This is a genomic window from Ottowia caeni (assembly GCF_050821495.1).
Classification (GTDB): domain Bacteria; phylum Pseudomonadota; class Gammaproteobacteria; order Burkholderiales; family Burkholderiaceae_C; genus Ottowia; species Ottowia caeni.
The window spans coordinates 2,427,963-2,446,349 of sequence record NZ_CP151080.1 but is presented as its reverse complement, the minus strand read 5'-3'; the positions used below and the strand labels follow the sequence as shown (position 1 = coordinate 2,446,349).

The window sequence follows — 18,387 nt, the reverse complement described above, 5'->3', positions numbered from 1 at the left end:
CTTGCCAGTTCACATTAAATTACGGTGGCGTCAGTGTTGAACCCGTAGTCGAAGTTGCAGCTGCATTTGAAGCCATGTGCACGACCCGCTGTGGAAACGGTATGTCTATACCTTGCTCTCGCAATGCCCGCAAAATGGCTAGATTGACTTCTGAGCGCAAGCTGGCTTGCGCGGTTTGGAGCTGATCGATCCAGAAGCCAACCGTAAACTCCAGCCCGTCCGCACCGAAAGACGTAAAGGTCACTTTGGGCCCGGGTTCGCGCAGCACGTCTTCGCAGGAGCGAGCAGCCTGCGCGAGCAGATCCATGACAAGATCGACATCGCTGTCGTAGCCCACCGATACGGAGGTGGACAACCATACGCGGGAGTCAGTCATGGACAGGTTCTCCACCCGCTGGGTCACCAGCATTTCATTGGGTACGATGGATTCTCTTCCGTTACCAGCGCGAATGACCGTGTAACGGGTGCGGATATGGGCCACCTGCCCCTCAAATCCATCCACACGAATCATGTCGCCAATGCGTATCGCACGTTCGGCGAGCACCACAAACCCGCTGACGTAATTGGCAGCCAGTTTTTGCAGACCCAGGCCAATGCCAACCCCTATGGCACCGCCCAGCACCGACAGCGCGGTCAAATTGATGCCAACCGCTGAAAAAGCGACCAACACTCCCACAAACAGCAGCAGCGCTCGTACAGCATTTGCAATTGCGATGCGCACAGAAAGCTCAGCGCCACTGGCGGCCTGCAACAATCGGGTCTCAAGGGCAGCGGACACCCATAGGGCCAAAACGACCACTGCACCTACGGTCACCGCGCCCCGAATCAGCATGCCCACTGAAAGGGTGGCTCCACCCATTTGCCAAGTGAGTTGATCGAGCTCATCCATCATGACGGGAAGCAGCCCGGTCACCCAGAGCACATAACCTAGCCATGCGAGCCAGGAAATCGAACGCTCCAGCGCACGAACGGCCTCCGCTTTTGGAAACGCCGCCTGAAGCACCTTGACGCCGATTCGGATAACCACCAGAGCAAGCAGTGCTGGCAAGGCTATCCGAAACAGTGGAACCGGCTGCCAATGCGCCAGCTCCACACGTGCCAGGTAAGCCAAACCAAGCCAGAGAAGCGGGAACAATGCGCCATCGTAGGCACGCTCGCCACCCAGAATCGACGCACTGTCACGCTGGCGAAACCAGGCGCGCCGAGCAGTCGAGGTAAGCGCCCAGGCGAGCACGCCGCAACCAAGGATGACCAGCAGTTCGATCAGTGCGCCACGCTGACTCACGCTGGCCCACCATTCGGCCCAATCGTCCACACGGAATCCGGCGCTGGCGTTCAATCTTTCCTGGAACGACGCCATGCAGGTTCCCGCTTGTCAATGAACGCCTGCACACCTTCCTGCGCCACGTCGAACATCATGTTGCATGCCATGGCCTGACCTGCAAGCTGGTAAGCCGCCTCAATGCCGATTTCACGCTGCTGATAGAAAAGCTGCTTGCCCACGGCTACCGCCTCTCGTGGTTTGGCACAAATCGCGTCAAGCAATTCTTCGATGGCCGTATCCAGTTGGTCTGCCAACACCACCCGATTGATGAGGCCACGTTCAAGAGCCTCTGGCGCGTCGATAAACTTACCTGTGAGCAACATTTCCATGGCCTGCTTGGCGGGCAGATTGCGTACCAGCGGTACGCTGGGAGTGGCGCAAAACAGGCCAACATCAATGCCATTGACGCCAAAGCGCGCGGTACTGGCGGCCACCGCCAGGTCGCACTGCGCCACCAATTGGCAGCCCGCAGCCGTTGCCAGACCTTGCACACGCGCAATCACGGGAACCGGCAGCTTCATGATGGAGAGCATCATCTTGCTGCATTGTGCAAAGAGGCGCTGGTAATAATCGAGTTGAGGGTTCGCCTTCATCTGCTTCAGATCGTGCCCTGCACAGAAGGCTTTGCCTTCGGCGGCGATCACCAGTGCTCGAGCATCAGCGTCGGCGCCAATCTCACCGAGCAGACGCTGAAGCTCCGCAAGCACTGTCTCGCTCAGAACGTTAAAGGACTTTGGCTGATTGAGTGTCAACACGTGCACGCCACGAGCGTCTCGTGTGTGCAGCACTGGAGGATCTGAGGAATTGAGCATAACCGTCATGTTTGATGGCTGAATTATGGCGTTTCAGAGCGTATGCAGCACATTTGGCCTCGCTCACCCGCCCCATCCGGGCGCCATTTAAGAAGGGGATCCTAAACCCCCGCCAACACCCGCACGTGCGCCTCCACGCTCCTGGCCAATGCGTCCAGGTTGTAACCACCTTCCAGGCAACTGACGATGCGGCCATTCGCATAGCGCTGCGCAACATCCTTCAGGCGCTGGGTGATCCAGGTGAAATCCTGCTCCACGAGACCCAATTGCCCCATTTCGTCGTCTCGGTGAGAATCAAAACCGGCGCTGATCAGGATCAACTCAGGTTGGTGCGCCTCGAGTTTGGGCATCCACATCATGTCCACCAGTTCGCGAATGTCCATTCCGCGCGTATAGGCCGGCACCGGGCAATTGACCAGGTTGGAATCTTGCTTCAGCGACCCGCCCTCGGGGTAGAAGGGGTGCTGGAAAAAGCTCACCATGAGAATACGCTCGTCGCCAGCAACGATGTCCTCGGTGCCGTTGCCATGGTGCACGTCAAAGTCGACAATCGCGACCCGCTTGAGCCCGAGCCGCTCACAAGCATACTTGGCAGCTACAGCCACGTTGCTGAAAAAGCAAAAACCCATGGCCTGGTTGCGAGTGGCATGGTGCCCCGGAGGGCGTGTACAGCAAAAGGCGTTTTCCATTTCGCCAGACACCACCGCATTGACCGCGTCAATGGCCGCCCCCGCCGAGAGCAGGGCTGCGCGGTAGGTATGGCGATTCATGGAAGTATCGGTGTCTAGCGAGTAACGCTCAGGGCCACCAGCGGCAATTTCCTCGACCAGAATGTCATTCAGACCACGTAACGCAGCCACATGGCGCCGGCCATGAGCCAAAAGCAACTCGCCCATGCCTGCCGGCTTGGCCTGACGCCTCTCAAGCGCGTCTCCAACGCCTGTAATCAGGAGGCGGTCTTCAATCGCGCTCAGCCGCTCAGGGCACTCCGGATGACCCGGTCCCATATCATGTTTGCGGCAATCCTCGTGTACGAAAAAACCTGTAGTCCCCAAGACTGTCTCCCGTCGCGTTCGTCGATTTTGGCTTTTTTTCGGGTAACGTCGCGGCATGGACGTTCAGAAAAAAATCAAATCGATTCTCGATCAGCTTAACACGGTCCTCGTGGGAAAAAGAAGCCAGGTTCAAGACAGCGTCGCCTGCCTGCTCGCGGGCGGCCATCTGCTGATAGAAGATGTGCCTGGGGTAGGAAAAACCACCCTCGTCCACGCGTTGGCCCGCACCTTCGGATTGCAGTTCTCGCGGGTCCAGTTCACAGCCGATCTGATGCCCAGCGACCTGACAGGCGTGGCGGTTTACGAGCGCGAGAAGGAGGCCTTTGTTTTCCACCCCGGCCCGGTATTCGCGCAAGTTCTCCTCGCAGACGAGATCAACCGCGCCAGCCCGAAGACGCAAAGCGCGCTACTGGAGGCCATGGAAGAAAAGCAGGTGTCGGTGGAGGGCATGACACGCCCGCTTCCCTCGCCATTTTTCGTCATAGCCACCCAAAATCCGCATGACCAACTCGGCACCTATGCGCTTCCCGAATCGCAGCTCGACCGCTTCCTGATGCGCATCTCGCTGGGTTACCCTGAGCGTCAGGCTGAGCGCCAATTGCTGACCGGCAACGATCGGCGCGACCTCCTTGCGACATTGCCCGCGCTGCTGCACGAAGACGAATTGAACGAACTACAGCGTGCAGTGGGCAAGGTGCACGCCGCAGAGCCGCTTCTGGACTACGTTCAAGATTTGATTGCAGCCACGCGCTCGGGCCGTTGGTTCCTGCAAGGTCTCTCGCCGCGCGCAGGGATTGCACTGATGCGTGCCGCCCGCTCGCAGGCGCTTATCTCGGGGCGCGACTACGTTGCGCCGGACGATGTGCAGGCCATATTGCCTCAGTGCGTAGCCCACCGCATGGTACCCGTGAGTGACGCGGGACGTGGCTCCATCGAGCAAGTGCGCGCCATGATCGACGCCATAGGCTTGCCATGAGCCCCCTGACTCGCTCGCCGGCCTTCAACCTCCCCTACGCGCAGCACCGCGCTATGGAGAACTGAGATGAAGGATACCGCTGAATCTTTAGCCTGGTGGCACCTGCGGCCGCGACTGCGCCAGTGGTGGCTTGCGCGCCTTCCCCTGACCGACGCGCTGAAGCTCACTCAGCGCAATGTCTACATTCTTCCCACCCGCGCAGGTTGGATGCTGGCGGCAACCCTGTCAGTGCTGCTGGTGGCTTCGATCAACTATCAGCTCAATCTGGGATACCTGCTCACCTTCCTGCTAGCCGGCTGCGCCGCAGTGGGTATGGTCGTGTGCCACAACACGTTACGCGGCTTAACCCTGCACTTGTTGCCGCCGCAGCCCTTGTTCGCCGGTGGCTTGGCTGTGCTCGACCTCAAACTGGTCAATGAGCGCAGCGCGCCTCGTTACGCCATCGGCCTCGCCGTGGAAGACTCCGGCCACTGGATCTGGGCTGACGTTCCCGCACAGGGAGAATCCGCCGTCCAGATCAGCTTCAAGCCCCTACGGCGCGGCCTTCACCGAGTACCCGCACTTAAAGCTGAAACGCGCTTTCCGCTCGGCACCTTCCGTGTCTGGTCCATTTGGCGGCCGGCAGCTCAGGTGCTGGTTTACCCCGCCCCTGAGCCACATCCCCCGCCATTGCCACCCGGAGAGCCGCGCTCGGGAGCTGGCCTGACAGGCGGATCCAGCTCCAGCACCGAATTTGATGGCGTACGCGCCTATCAGAGGGGCGACCCGATGAAACTCGTCGTCTGGAAGAAGTTTGCCAAGTCCGGCGACTTGGTCAGTCGAGACACCGCCCACGCTCAACGCTACGAACTATGGCTGGATTTCACCCGTGCCGGATCGCTCGATGCCGAGGGCCGTATTTCCCGTCTCGCGGCGTGGGTCTTGGCAGCAGACGCGCAGGGGCTGGACTACGGCCTCCGCCTTCCCGGCGTCGAAATAAAGCCCGACGGCGGCACCGCCCAGCGCTTGCGCTGCCTACAGGCATTGGCCACATGCTGACATGTTCCGAACAGCACAGGCTCCCATGAAGCTGACTGAACTGAAGAATCTCCCCCGAGAAACCCGCGACACGCTGTTCCTGCTCGCAGTGATTGGCTGGATCGTCATGCCGCAGGTTGCTCACCTGCCAGTATGGTGCAGCGTACTGACGGCCTGCGTGCTGCTTTGGCGCGGCTGGATCGCCCTCAAGGGACGAAGTCTGCCCAGCCGGTGGTGGTTGCTCGGGCTGTTGCTGGTCACGCTGGCGGCAACCTTCCTCAGCCACCGAACCTTGCTCGGCAGAGAGGCGGGGGTCACGCTGCTCGTTGTGCTCCTTGCCCTGAAGACTCTGGAGTTGCGAGCCAGACGCGATGCACTGGTGATCTTCTTCCTGGGCTTTTTCGCCATGCTTACGAGCTTCTTCCAGTCGCAGTCGCTACTCACGGCAGCCTCCATGCTGTTGGCGCTTCTGGGTCTGCTGACGGCACTGATCAATGCACACCGTCCCGTGGGCCAACCTGGCCTGCGTGAATCCGCGATGCTCGCCAGTAAAATGGCACTGCTGGGCGCCCCCATCATGCTGGTGCTCTTCATGCTGTTTCCACGGTTCGCGCCCCTGTGGGGTATGCCCGGAGACGACCTGGTGGGGCGCAGTGGGCTTTCCGGAACCATGAAGGTCGGCTCCATCGCACAACTGGTGCTGGATGACCGCGTCGCCATGCGCGTGCGTTTCGAGGGCAAGCCTCCACCGCAGAGCAGCCTTTATTTTCGTGGACCAGTACTGAGCCGATTTGACGGTGCCGAATGGACGGCTATTGACAGGCAGTTCGGAGCCACTCCGCTCCCCGGCCCCGGCGACCTGAAGGTGAGTGGTTCACCTGTGCGCTACGAAACCACCCTCGAACCCGGCAGTCGTTACTGGCTTCTCACGCTCGATGCGACGCCGCAAGCACCCGATCTGCCCGCCACACGCCGCGTAAGAATGACGGCCGACCTTCAATGGATGTCCATCGGCCCCATTGCGGACCTGCTTCGCTACCGTGCCGAAAGCTACCCTGAGTTTGCCTATGGGGTGACGTCGCCAGAGGGCGGCCCACGCCGCGACTTGGATGAATACCTGAGACTGCCGCCACAATTCAACCCCCGTACGCTGGAACTCGCAGAGCAGTTGCGCAGCCAAGTGGCAGATCAGGACGCTGAGAGCATCGTGCAGGCCGCGCTGCAGCGCCTGCGCACCGGTGGCTATCGATACACGCTGGAACCCGGCGTTACCGGACGCGACAGCGCGGACGAGTTCTGGTTCGACACCAAAGTCGGCTTTTGCGAGCACATTGCATCGGCGTTCGTGATCTTGATGCGCGGTGCGGGTGTGCCTGCACGGGTGGTCACCGGCTTTCAGGGCGGCGAGATGAACAGTGTGGACGGTTACTGGACCGTTCGCAACGCTGATGCGCATGCGTGGGCCGAGGTGTGGCTCACCGATCGCGGTTGGGTGCGGATAGACCCCACCGCCTCGGTGGCGCCCGCCCGCATCGGTGAACTTCAGCGCCTGCGCGCGCCAGATGGTGTCGTGGCCGGTGCACTAAGCGCCTTCAGCCCTACGCTGCTGGCGCAATTGCGCGCCAACTGGGAAGCTATCAACAACCGCTGGAATCAGTGGGTGCTCAATTACACCCAGAGCCGTCAGCTTGATTTGCTCAGAAGTTTGGGCTTTGACAACCCAAGCTGGCAAGACCTTGGCAAGGTGCTGGTCGGGCTGCTGGTGCTCTCAGCTCTAGCGGGTGCAGGCTGGGCCATGTGGGAGCGCGCCCAGCATGACCCCTGGCAGCGTTTGCTGGCTCAGGCACGCCGGCGCCTTAAGGAAGCTGGAGTTTCCACCCCGCCCCAGGCGCCGCCGCGGGAAATGGCACGCCTGGTTCAAGCCAGCAGCGGACTGTCCGACCCACTCAAAGCGGAGCTAACCGAATGGCTTTTGGCACTGGAGCGAGTGCGGTATGCCCCAGCCAGCGAGCATTCACCTCAACAGCTGTCTAAACTTCGTATTCAATTCAAGCAGATCGCCTGGCCGAGACCGGCCTGAGCGAAAGCCCTTATTACACGCATGCACCGTCGCCCGCTCATACTCACGCCTCTCGCCGCCTTACTGTCCGCCGGCACACTGCCTTCCGCCAGCGCGAACCCTCGTCAGGCGCGAAATCGCCGCGGCGAATCTGCCAGCGAAAACGAGCAGCCTTACCTCCTGCGTGACGATGCGATGCGCTTTGCCGAAGATCTCGCCGAGCGCCGGGGACTGGATCGCGCCTGGGTACGCAGTGCCATTGGTCAGGCGCTTTACATTGCCCGGATTCCACGGCTTATGCTGCCGCCCCCCGTGGAACCGCCAAAAACTGGGCGGCCTACCGGAGTCGGTTCATTGACCCGGTCCGCATTCGCGCCGGGGTTCGATTCTGGAACGCGAACCGCTCTGCACTGGACCGGGCTCATGAACAGTTCGGAGTGCCGCCCGAAATCATTGTGGGCATCATTGGCGTGGAAACGATCTACGGCCAGAACATGGGAAGCTTTCGCGTTATAGATGCGCTTGCCACGCTCACATTCGATTTTCCGCCGCAGCACCCGCGCGCCCAGGCACGCCAGGCATTCTTCCAAGACGAACTTGAGCAGTTTCTCAGTCTATGCGAGCGAACTGGCATGGACCCTGTTTCGCCGCTGGGCAGCTACGCCGGTGCCATGGGCATGCCCCAGTTCATGCCCTCCAGCTGGCTCAAATACGCGATAGATTTCGACGGAGACGGCCGCATAGATCTCTGGAACAGCTCGACTGACGCCATTGGCTCGGTGGCCAGTTACTTCCAGGGCTTCGGCTGGCGTACCGGAATGCCGACGCACTACCCCGTCAGCCTATCGCCAGACGCCAATATGGACGCCCTGCTGGCACCCGACATTCTCCCGTCGTTCAGCGTGGACAGTTTCACCGCCAAAGGTGCCAGTCTCACCGGAGGCGCGCTGGAGCACGCAGGTCCGCTGGCTCTCATTGAACTGCAGAACGGCAATGCCGAGCCGACTTACGTAGCAGGCACAGAAAATTTCTACGTGATCACGCGCTACAACTGGAGCAGCTATTACGCCATGGCGGTCATCGAATTGGGGCGCGAGGTTCTGGTAGCGCGATAAGGAAGGTCATCCTTATCGCGCTTGCAGGCACCCGACTTTAGGTTCAATGCGCTCCAGCAGCCGCATCCGCATCCGCACTGCCCACACCCTTGGGCCGCTTGGCCAACCACACAAGAGGAATCAGGAGCAGGAACAAAATCGCGGAGCCATAGAAAATCTCCTGTGTTGAAAGCATATAAGCCTGCTGCGTGGTCAAGTTGTTGATGTAGGCCAAAGCCTGTTTGTGGCTCATTCCCTTGGCCTGTAAAGCGTCCATGGTGGCCGTGGCTGCCTGGTTGCCTTGGTGCACAGTCTCTGCCAAGCTCGCATGATGCATCGTCGCACGGCTCTCCCACATCGTGGTCGATATGGAGGTACCAATGGCACCCGCAGTGATCCGCATGAAGTTCGACAAGCCGGAAGCCGCCGGAATGCGAGACGCATCCAACCCGGAAAGTGTCAGGGTGACCAGTGGTATGAAAAAAAACGCCATGGCCACGCCTTGTATCAGCGTGGGGATCAAGATGGTCTCGAAGTCAGCATGGGTGGTAAATCGCGAGCGCATCCAGAGCACCAGTGCGAACACCAGAAACGAAAAACTGGCGAACTTACGCGGATCCACCCGGTTCAATGTCAAGCCGACAATGGGTGAAAAAACAATGGCAAACAACCCCACCGGGGCCAGAATCATGCCTGCCTGGGTTGCCGTGTACCCCATAAACTGCTGTAGCCACAAAGGCAGGATCACCACGTTACCGAAGAACACGCCGTACCCTACTGCCGTGGCCAAAGCAGAGGACCAGAAGTTCCGGCGTGTGAAAAGGGACAGATCGACCACGGGATGCTCCTCTGTCAGCTCCCAAGCCAGGAAAAAGGCAAGCCCCACGACCGCGACCACTGCGAAGGCAATGATCTCGCCAGAATGGAACCAGTCGAGCTCTTTGCCTTTGTCCAGCATCAACTGCATGGCACCTACCCAAAGAACTAGCAAGGAAAGTCCCACAGTATCAATAGGCACCTTCTTGGTGACGGATTCGCGCTCCCGGTAGATGACCCAGGTGGCCGCCGCTGCCAGCAGACCCACCGGCACGTTGATGTAGAAAATCCACGGCCAGCTAATGTTGTCGGTGATCCAGCCTCCTAGCAGCGGGCCCATGATGGGTGCCACCAACGTCGTGATCGACCACATGGCCATCGCCAAGCCTGCCAAGGCTCGCGGATAACTCGACAACAGCAAGGTCTGCGAAAGTGGAATCAGGGGCCCGGCAACCAATCCCTGCAGCGCACGTGCGGCGATCAGCAAAGTCATGTTGGGCGCCAGCCCGCACAGCCACGAACTGAGCACGAACAACAGCACGCTGGCCATGAAAAGGCGCACCTGGCCAATGCGTTGGGTCAGCCAGCCAGTGAGTGGCACAGAAATCGCGTTCGCAACGGCGAAACTGGTGATCACCCACGTTCCTTGCATCGGACTCACGCCCAGATCTCCTGCAATAGCAGGCAACGAAACGTTGGCGATGGAGGTGTCGAGCACGTTCATGAACGTGGCGGCCGATAGCGCCAGCGTGCCTAACACGCGGGCGCCGCCAGTCAGCGGCGGAAGTGCCGTCTGGGCTGAGGGTGAGCTCATGACCGGGGAAGCCGTCGTGCTCGCTGCTCCACTTGGAAACAGAGGGAGCCCCCTTCCTGCCTGTGGACGCATGCGAAGAGATGCGGGTGACAGTGCTTGGCACTTCGGCTCTGCTCATGGCAGGCAACGGCTTTCCCATGTTCTGCCCAATGATCTTGCGCACCAAGTCATCGGCCCCGTCGTCAACTTGTGCATAAACCTGGGTCTGGGCCAACGGCCCGGATCGCGATGTTTCTGCCAGCATCAGGCCACTCTTGTCAGCCACATCCACCTCTGCATGCATTGACAGGCCGACCCGCAGCGGATGGATTTTGACCTCTTCAGCATCCAGAGCAATGCGCACCGGCACGCGTTGCACCACTTTGATCCAGTTGCCCGTTGCGTTCTGCGCCGGCAGAAGTGCCGAAGCAGCGCCTGTCGCGATGCCCAGGCCACTCACCTTGCCGCTGTATGACACCTTGCTGCCATAAATGTCTGCGGTCAGCTTGACTGGCTGGCCAACGCGAATATTCCGCAACTGGTTTTCCTTGAAATTGGCGTCCACCCAGAGCGCATCCAGCGGGACCACCGTCATCAGCGGCGCGCCCGGCGCGACCCGCTGGCCCAGCTGGACGGTACGCTTGCTCACGTATCCGCTCACCGGTGCCGGCAGCGCCGTCCGGTGAGCAGCCAGCCAGGCTTCACGCACCTTGCCTGCAGCGGCCAACACGCTGGGGTGCTGCTCTACCGGTGTGCCATCGGTAAGAGCTTGATTGCTGCTCAGTTGCTCACGGGCCGCAGCCACAGCGGCCAGCGAGCCCTGTAACGCGCTTTGCGCTGCGGCCACCTGGGAACGCGCGTGGCTCAACTCCTCGCCAGAAACGGCGCCTCCGCCCGCCAGGGTCTGTCTGCGAGCCAAATCCTGCTCGGCAGTGGTCAATTGCGATCTTGCTTTGGTCACCTCAGCTTCGCGCAAGTTGATCTGAGCGTTCAAGGATCCGTTATTCGCATACAGGGTCCTGACCTGGCGAACCGCCTGCCCCAGTGCGGCTTCTGCTTGTACCAACGCTATGCGGGTGTCTTGGGGATCTAGCTTGACCAACGGTTCACCGGCCTGAACTCGATCAGTCTCGTCGGCCAGAATGGCGGTGACCGTGCCACCCACCTGCGGCGTAATCTGGATGACGTTGCCCTGAACGTAGGCGTTGTCTGTGGACTCAAAATGGCTTAGCACCAGCCAATCGTAGGCTCCCCACGCCAGGCCACCAAGAATGACGATGCTCGCCACGGTGATCAACGCCGGTTTGCGCTTGGAATTCGTGCGGCGCGGCGATGACGCTGCGTCCGTCACAGGCGCTGCGGGCGCTGCATTGACAGGCGCCTGGTTGTTGTCGGCCATCAAAATGTCCTCGAGAAATTGCTTGAGAAGGAAATCAATTGAGGTTGGTGCTGTGCACCACTGCCTGCTCGGGTGAGGGCTGCCAGCCGCCCCCCATGGCTTGTGCCAGCCCGACCTGGGCGAAGAGCGCCTTAGCGGCTAGATCAACCTGCTGGCGGCGCTGCGCCAGTACAGCCGTTTCGGCTGAAAGCACGTGCAAATACGTGGCAAGTTCCGCCGTGTAGCGCTGCTGGGCAATGTCGTATGCGCCCTCTGCAGCGCGCAAGGCAGCACCCTGCTCCCGTTGCTGCATGGACACGGCACTCACGGCTTGCGATTGATCGGCAACCTCACGCATGGCGTCAATCACGGTGGCGTTGTAGCTTTCAATAGCGGCATCCACATCTGCGCTCTTGCTGCGCAGCTGAGCCCGCAGTCGGCCACCTTCGAATATGGGCAGCCTGATCGCCGGGTCGACACCCCATTGCATGCTTCCGGCCTTGAGCATGTTGTCGAATCCCAGACTCTGAAAGCCAACGAAGCCGGCAAGATTGATGTTCGGGTAAAACTGAGCGCGCGCCACCTGCACGTCACCGCGCGCAGACTCCACTCGCCAGCGTGCCGCCACAATATCCGCCCGGCGCCCGAGCCAATCGGCGGACAGCTCTTGCGGAATGGCCATATGCTTGAACCGCCCTAGCTTTGGCTCTGCCAGGCCTTCCGGCAGGCGCGGTTGACCCATGAGGGCAGCCAGGGCATTTCGGCTGGCGTCAATCTGCTGATTCAGGGCTGCAATGCTGGTCCGCGTGTCCGCGCGGCCCGTCTCGTTCAGACGCACTTCGAGCAGGTTGTCCAGACCAGCTTTGACCCTTTGCTCGACCAGACTCAGCATCTGCTGACGCTGAGCCAGCATGCGCTCGGCCACCTGGCGCTGCTCCAGCAAGCGTGCCCACTGCAGGTAAGCTCGCACCACGTTCGATGCAAGCAGCACCCGGGCAGCATCACGCTCTGCCTCTGCAGCTCGGGCCTGGCCCAGCGCCGCGTGCAAGTGGCCGCTATTCTTGCCAAAGAAATCGAGTTCCCAACTCCCGCCTACCTGGAGGTTGCCCATGTTCACGATGGACCCCCCAGCGGAGCTGGATAGATGTGGTTCGACGAAAACTTCTGCCGGTTCAGATCCAGTTGCCCGTTGACCTGCGGCCAATCGGCCGAGCGAGCCAACTCAACGCCGGCCTGTGCTTTGGCCACGCGGGCGGCAGCCATTCGCAAACTAGGATTGCCAGTCAATGCTTGGGCCACAAGATGATCGAGTTGCGGATCGCCAAAGCTGGTCCACCAGTCGATCGAAGGGCCAAGGACCTGCGCGTCTGCGCTAGAGGTAGTAGGCAAGCCCAAGTCATTGGCCTCTTGCAGCTTCGCGCTGGGTCCAATGCCTTTCATGTCGGCGCAACCTGCAAGCAGCATACCGGCCATGCTCAATACGGTCAGAGTTCTTTTCATTCGGCGCCCTCCTTGGCGCTCTTTCTGCCAACGCTGGACGCTGATTCCTGGCTCATGCGCTCTGCATTGCCGATCAGTCGCCAAAGCATTTTTTGAAGCTGTTCCCACTCCGTGCGACTGAAGCCCTCCAGCGCCTGGTTGTATACCCGACACAGGACCTCCGGAACCCGCTCGGCCGCCTCCAACCCTTGAGGCGTGAGTTCAATGTGCACCACCCTCCGGTCTTTCTCGGAGCGCACCCGACGGCAGAGGCCCTTTGACTCCAGCCGGTCGAGCAAACGCGTCATGGCGCCGGCATCGAGCGAGCATTGCCGAGCCAGTTCGGCCACAGTATTGGCGTGGCCGAGGTGGACTTTATGCAAAGGAACCCATTGCGGAAAGCTGGGGCCTCCGAGTTCGGTTTGATCGCTCACCACCTGATTGAGCCCCAGAATCGCCCGGCGCAGCAGGTGCAGGATGCTGTGCTGGAGATCATAGGCGTCGGCAAAAAATGGGGCGTCTTCACCCCCGGGGATCTGCGTTCGCCTTTACCTGCAAACGGATCCGACGAAGGCAATGACCAACCCTCTGCAGGTTTGGCGGTCGGGGGCTCGGGGGTTTTCATGCTCGGGCTGACGCAAAAAGTGGACCCGCTGAATTTATTTGCCTAGGCAAATATTGTCAAAGCATCTTTTCACATACCAACGTTAACTAAATGGTTATATGCGTGAAAGACGCGGCGTCGAGGAGCCGCAGACTGGGCTTTTTCTTTGCTCTATCCGACCTGGTATCGTTTACCGGAATCCGGCGTTCACCTTTTGCAGTGCGGCGGCACCTGGGCACAAATCCTTGGTGCCCAAGGAATTCAATGGCCGTTCAGAGGTGTTCAAAGAGGCGTGCAGATCCTCCGTTTCGCCCTCCACGAACAACAACCCAGTCAGTAACTCGCCCTCGGCGGCGCGAGCGTGCATGTGGCTCATGGCGGCCACCCGGTCGGTAGGATCGTAGTCGGTGTGCAGCTTGCGCAGGCGCAGAACGGTGCCATCATGCTGCTCCACATCCACGAGTTCACCGGGCGCGATGGTGGCTGTGATCTCCTCACGGTCAGTGATGAAATCAATACGGCTGACCGCTTCGTTATGCTCTCTCACCCAGTCGTAGCTTCGCGTAGAGCCCGCATGGTTGTTGAAGGTGACGCACGGGCTGATGATGTCGATAAAAGCCGCGCCACCGTGACCAATGGCCGCCTTGATGAGAGGCACCATTTGCGCCTTGTCGCCTGAAAAGCTGCGCGCGACAAAGCTGGCTCCCAACTGCATGGCCATGCCCACCAAGTCGACTGGGCTGTCGTTGTTGACGACACCCTTCTTGCTCTTGCTGCCCTTGTCCGCAGTGGCTGAAAATTGGCCTTTGGTTAATCCGTAAACGCCGTTGTTCTCCACAATGTAGACCATGTTCACGTTGCGGCGCATGGCGTGGGCGAACTGTCCCAGACCTATGGAGGCAGAGTCCCCGTCGCCTGAAACACCCAGGTACAGCAAGTCCCGGTTGGCCAGGTTGGCACCCGTGAGGACGCTGGGCATTCGCCCATGCACGGTATTGAAGCCATGGCTGGCGCCCAAAAAATAATCTGGGGTTTTGGAAGAGCAGCCAATACCTGAAAGCTTAGCCACACGGTGCGGCTCAATGTCCAGCTCCCAGCAAGCCTGGATGATGGCCGCAGAAATGGAATCATGTCCGCAACCTGCGCACAGGGTCGAGACCTTGCCTTCGTAGTCGCGCCGGGTGTAGCCAACCTTGTTGCGCGTAAGTGATGGATGATGCAGGCGGGGCTTGGCGATGTAGGTCATTATTTGGCCTCCTTTTGCGGGGCAACGACAGCCTCGTGCACGTGATCGGTGATGAAAGCGGTAATGAAGCGTGCCGTGATCGGCGTGCCGTCGTAATGCAGCACCTTGCACAACTTGGCGGGGTTGATTTCCAGTTCGTTGACAAGCAGCGAGCGCATCTGAGCATCCCGGTTTTGCTCCACCACGAAGACCAGTTCGTGCGCATCAATGAATTCTTTCACGCTGGCCGCAAACGGGAACGCACGAAGACGCAATGCATCAACATGAATGCCTTGAGCGGCCAGGACATCCAGAGCCTCATGCATGGCAGGACTGGTCGAGCCGAAGAATATGACGCCAAAGCGCGTGCGCTTGGCCGCCGGGCGCGGCACCGGCTGCGGCACGAGGGTGGCTGCAGTGGCAAACTTGTGAAGCAGGCGCTGCACGTTGTATATGTAGTCCGGGCCGCGTTCCGAATAGCGCGCATAAGCGTCGCGCGTGGTGCCGCGAGTGAAATAGCTGCCACGTGTAGGATGCGTGCCGGGCAGCGTCCGCCAGGGTATGCCGTCTCCGTCTACATCTTTGTAGCGACCAAAGTCTTTCACTTCCAGATCTTCGGCAGTCATGACTTTGCCGCGGTCGTAGTCGCGGCTGTCGTCCCAGTTGAAGGGCTCGCACAACCTCTGGTTCATGCCAATATCGAGATCGGTCATGACAAACACAGGAGTTTGCAAGCGATCGGCCAGATCCAGCGCGGTAGCCGTATGTTCGAAGCATTCGCGCGGGTCTTCAGGCAATAGCAATACGTGCTTGGTATCGCCGTGTGAGGCGTAGGCGCACGCCACAATGTCGGCCTGCTGCGTACGCGTAGGCATACCCGTCGAAGGGCCGCCGCGTTGCACGTTCACGATGGTGACGGGTATCTCGGCAAAATAGGCCAGTCCGATAAACTCGGTCATCAGTGAAATACCAGGGCCCGAGGTGGCGGTAAAGGCACGCGAACCATTCCAGCCGGCACCCACCACCATGCCAATAGAGGCCAGTTCATCTTCGCCCTGGACAATGGCGTAATTGTGCTGACCTTGCGAGTCAACGCGAAACTTGGCGCAGTAGCTCATGAAGGCCTCAGCCACCGAAGTGGAAGGCGTAATGGGATACCACGCACACACGGTAGCACCGCCGTATACGGCGCCCAGGCCTGCGGCCGTGTTGCCGTCTACAAAGATCCGCTCACCCACCCGGTGCGCACTGCGCACCCTGATGGGCAGGGGGTGCTTCAAATGCTCCTTGGCAAAATCACGCCCCAGGTTGAGCGCCTGCACGTTGGAGGCGATCAGCTTTTCCTTACCCTTGTACTGTTCGCTCAGAAGGCCCTCTATCACCTTCGGGTCGATCTCCAGCAGCACCGAGAGCGCACCCACATACATGATGTTCTTGAACAGCTGACGCTGGCGGGGATCGCTGTAGACGGCGTTACAGATCTCGGTCAGTGGCATGCCAATGACCGTGATGTCGTCCCGGAATTCTGCCGCGGTACGTGGGCGCGTGCTGTCGTAGAACAAAAAGCCGCCGGGCTCGATCTCCTCCAGATCGGCGGCCCAGGTCTGCGGGTTCATTGCCACCATCATGTCGATGCCGCCGCGCCGCCCCAGATAGCCTTTTTCGCTGACCCTTACCTCGTACCAGGTTGGCAGACCCTGAATGTTGCTGGGAAAGATGTTGCGCGGGCTGACGGGTACGCCCATGCGCAAAATGGCTTTGGCGAACAATTCGTTGGCACTGGCTGAACCCGAACCGTTAACGTTGGCGAACTTGATGACGAAGTCGTTGGTGGCCTCGATCTGCTTCATGCCGGCGTCCTTTCTACCGTGGCGGCAATGGGGTTGGCGGTACTACCCGCCTTGGCTGTGTGCAGCAGAAACTTCTGCATGTCCCATGCCCCGGTGGGGCAACGCTCGGCACACAGGCCACAGTGCAGGCACACATCTTCATCCTTAACCAGAATGCGCCCGGTCTTTAGCTCAGGTGAAACGAACAAAGCCTGATCGGTATTGTTTGCCGGCGCATTCAGGCTTTGCCTCAGGCTCTCCTCCTCAGCGTTGGCCGTGAAGGTGATGCAATCCATGGGGCAAATATCTACACAGGCATCGCACTCGATGCAGAGCTTCGGCGCAAACACAGTCTGCACGTCGCAGTTGAGGCAGCGGTCTGCCTCCTTCAGCGCGGTGCGCACGTCGAACCCAAGTTCCACCTCCACCTGAATGCTGGCGAGCGCCTTTTCTGCTTTGGCCCACGGCACTTTGTAGCGCAAATCGTTGGATGGGTCCTGGTCGTAGCTCCACTCGTGGATGCCCATTTTCTGGGAAACAAGATTGGTGCGCGGCGCGGGCCGTGCCGCGACATCTTGGCCATTCAGCATGAGGTCGATCGACACGGCCGCCTCGTGCCCCTGTGCCACCGCAGTAATGATGTTTTTTGGACCGTAGGCCGCATCGCCGCCAAAGAAGACCGTTGGGTGAGTCGACTGAAAGGTGCCCTCGCGCAGTACCGGCAACCCCCATTTGTCAAACTCTATGCCGCTGTCGCGTTCAATCCAGGGGAAGGCATTTCCCTGGCCAACGGCGATCAGGACTTCGTCGCAACCAAAAAAAACATCAGGCTCGCCTGTGGGTACCAATTGGCGCTGACCGATGCCGTCGTATTCAGCGCGCACCACTTCGAAGGTCATGCCCGTGAGCTTGCCACCTTCATGCACGAAAGCCTTGGGCACATGCATGTTGATGATTGGGATGCCCTCATGCTGAGCGTCTTCCTTTTCCCAAGGCGAGGCTTTCATTTCATCGAAGCCTGAGCGCACGATGACCTTGACGTCTTCCCCGCCAAGGCGCCGCGCGGATCGGCAGCAGTCCATGGCCGTGTTACCACCGCCCAGCACAATAACGCGCTTGCCAATTTTGCTCACGTGGCCGAACGAAACAGAAGCCAGCCAATCGATGCCGATATGAATGTGCTCGGCCGCCTCCTTGCGCCCCGGCAGATCCAGATCACGCCCGCGTGGCGCCCCGCTACCTACGAAAACCGCGTCGTACCCTTCGGCAAGCAGCGCTTTCATGGAGTCCACCCGATGACCGGACTTGAACTCGACACCCAGCGCAAAAATGTAGCCCGTCTCCTCGTCGATCACGCTTTCAGGCAGGCGAAAGCGCGGAATCTGCTGGTGCATGAAGCCGCCTGCCTTGATCTCGGCGTCGAACACCGTCACCTTGTACCCTAGCGGCGCCAGATCACGCGCCACCGTCAGTGATGAAGGACCAGCGCCCACGCAGGCGACGCGTTTGCCGTTGAACGGCAGGGGCCTGGGCATGCGGGGGACCACATCTTCCTTGAAGTCAGCCGCCACACGTTTCAGACGGCAGATGGCGACTGGTTCCGGCTTAGCTGCGTTCTCTTCTTCTACCCTGCCTCGCCGGCACGCGGGTTCACAAGGGCGATCGCATGTGCGGCCCAAAATTCCCGGGAAAACGTTCGACACCCAGTTGACCATGTAGGCATCGCCGTAGCGGCCCTGCGCGATCAATCGAATGTATTCTGGTACGGGGGTGTGGGCGGGGCACGCCCATTGACAATCAACGACCTTGTGGAAATAGGTCGGATTAGCAGTATCGGTAGGCTGCAAGTCTTGTCTCCTGGCTCATAAGATGTCGCCGCTTTTACGCGGTCTATGTGCCGGAGTCTACGCTGTTTTGGCCCCACTT

General features: G+C 60.0%; 14 protein-coding genes and 2 pseudogenes. 5 read left to right on the top strand and 11 right to left on the bottom strand.

Features of this window, described 5'->3' with window-relative positions:
- Positions 1 to 19 precede the first annotated feature (19 nt).
- The 3 genes from AAAK34_RS11800 to AAAK34_RS11790 all read right to left on the bottom strand — a co-directional run bounded on the left by AAAK34_RS11800 (position 20) and on the right by AAAK34_RS11790 (position 3,191).
- Positions 20 to 1,360, bottom strand: coding sequence for a mechanosensitive ion channel domain-containing protein (locus AAAK34_RS11800; protein WP_231693215.1), 1,341 nt, complete (start codon positions 1,358 to 1,360; stop codon positions 20 to 22).
- Entirely contained in the window at positions 1,336 to 2,136 is an 801-nt protein-coding gene (locus tag AAAK34_RS11795; RefSeq protein WP_431777301.1) for an enoyl-CoA hydratase, read from the bottom strand. Before AAAK34_RS11795 ends, AAAK34_RS11800 begins: the two co-directional genes overlap by 25 nt.
- Positions 2,137 to 2,237: 101 nt before the next feature.
- The gene (locus AAAK34_RS11790; protein WP_231693213.1) at positions 2,238 to 3,191 is read right to left on the bottom strand and encodes a histone deacetylase family protein; all 954 of its coding nucleotides are present in this window, start codon (positions 3,189 to 3,191) and stop codon (positions 2,238 to 2,240) included.
- A 55-nt stretch (positions 3,192 to 3,246) separates the two neighbouring features.
- On the opposite strand from AAAK34_RS11790, the gene AAAK34_RS11785 reads away from it, so the two are divergent.
- The 4 genes and pseudogenes from AAAK34_RS11785 to mltB all read left to right on the top strand — a co-directional run bounded on the left by AAAK34_RS11785 (position 3,247) and on the right by mltB (position 8,358).
- Positions 3,247 to 4,167 (top strand): AAA family ATPase, encoded by a 921-nt coding sequence (locus AAAK34_RS11785; protein ID WP_231693212.1) that lies wholly within the window; start codon positions 3,247 to 3,249, stop codon positions 4,165 to 4,167.
- 66 nt (positions 4,168 to 4,233) lie between these two features.
- On the top strand, positions 4,234 to 5,205 hold the full coding sequence (locus AAAK34_RS11780; RefSeq protein ID WP_231693211.1) for a DUF58 domain-containing protein: 972 nt from the start codon (positions 4,234 to 4,236) through the stop codon (positions 5,203 to 5,205).
- A 1-nt stretch (position 5,206) separates the two neighbouring features.
- Positions 5,207 to 7,264: a transglutaminaseTgpA domain-containing protein gene (locus AAAK34_RS11775; protein ID WP_431777300.1), complete on the top strand. Its 2,058-nt coding sequence runs from the start codon at positions 5,207 to 5,209 to the stop codon at positions 7,262 to 7,264.
- Between the two features lie 21 nt (positions 7,265 to 7,285).
- Positions 7,286 to 8,358 (top strand): annotated as a pseudogene (gene mltB, locus AAAK34_RS11770) (lytic murein transglycosylase B).
- Between the two features lie 43 nt (positions 8,359 to 8,401).
- On the opposite strand, the gene AAAK34_RS11765 reads toward mltB, so the two are convergent.
- The 5 genes and pseudogenes from AAAK34_RS11765 to AAAK34_RS11745 form a co-directional block, all read right to left on the bottom strand.
- On the bottom strand, positions 8,402 to 9,967 hold the full coding sequence (locus AAAK34_RS11765) for a DHA2 family efflux MFS transporter permease subunit (RefSeq protein WP_231693208.1): 1,566 nt from the start codon (positions 9,965 to 9,967) through the stop codon (positions 8,402 to 8,404).
- A gap of 67 nt (positions 9,968 to 10,034) precedes the next feature.
- Positions 10,035 to 11,345: pseudogene (locus AAAK34_RS11760) on the bottom strand (HlyD family efflux transporter periplasmic adaptor subunit); the annotation flags it as partial.
- Positions 11,346 to 11,379: 34 nt separating this feature from the next.
- Positions 11,380 to 12,435 (bottom strand): efflux transporter outer membrane subunit, encoded by a 1,056-nt coding sequence (locus AAAK34_RS11755; protein ID WP_431777299.1) that lies wholly within the window; start codon positions 12,433 to 12,435, stop codon positions 11,380 to 11,382.
- Between the two features lie 2 nt (positions 12,436 to 12,437).
- On the bottom strand, positions 12,438 to 12,824 hold the full coding sequence (locus AAAK34_RS11750; RefSeq protein WP_431777298.1) for a TolC family protein: 387 nt from the start codon (positions 12,822 to 12,824) through the stop codon (positions 12,438 to 12,440).
- A complete protein-coding gene (locus tag AAAK34_RS11745; protein WP_431777297.1) occupies positions 12,821 to 13,237 on the bottom strand; it encodes a MarR family winged helix-turn-helix transcriptional regulator in 417 nt (138 codons plus the stop codon). The genes AAAK34_RS11750 and AAAK34_RS11745 overlap by 4 nt, the downstream gene beginning before the upstream one ends.
- Between AAAK34_RS11745 and AAAK34_RS11740 the strand changes: the two genes are divergently transcribed.
- Positions 13,226 to 13,474, top strand: coding sequence for a hypothetical protein (locus AAAK34_RS11740; protein ID WP_431777296.1), 249 nt, complete (start codon positions 13,226 to 13,228; stop codon positions 13,472 to 13,474). The two genes, AAAK34_RS11745 and AAAK34_RS11740, sit on opposite strands and share 12 nt — an antisense overlap.
- 123 nt (positions 13,475 to 13,597) lie before the next feature.
- Here AAAK34_RS11740 and AAAK34_RS11735 read toward each other — a convergent pair whose 3' ends face one another.
- From AAAK34_RS11735 to AAAK34_RS11725, 3 genes are read right to left on the bottom strand one after another with little or no spacing between them, the layout of a single operon-like run.
- Positions 13,598 to 14,653 (bottom strand): 2-oxoacid:ferredoxin oxidoreductase subunit beta, encoded by a 1,056-nt coding sequence (locus AAAK34_RS11735; RefSeq protein WP_231693204.1) that lies wholly within the window; start codon positions 14,651 to 14,653, stop codon positions 13,598 to 13,600.
- A complete protein-coding gene (locus tag AAAK34_RS11730; RefSeq protein WP_231693203.1) occupies positions 14,653 to 16,482 on the bottom strand; it encodes a 2-oxoacid:acceptor oxidoreductase subunit alpha in 1,830 nt (609 codons plus the stop codon). The genes AAAK34_RS11735 and AAAK34_RS11730 overlap by 1 nt, the downstream gene beginning before the upstream one ends.
- Positions 16,479 to 18,308 carry an FAD-dependent oxidoreductase gene (locus AAAK34_RS11725; protein WP_231693202.1) on the bottom strand — a complete coding sequence of 610 codons (1,830 nt, stop codon included), beginning with the start codon at positions 18,306 to 18,308 and terminating at the stop codon, positions 16,479 to 16,481. Before AAAK34_RS11725 ends, AAAK34_RS11730 begins: the two co-directional genes overlap by 4 nt.
- Positions 18,309 to 18,387: the final 79 nt, after the last annotated feature.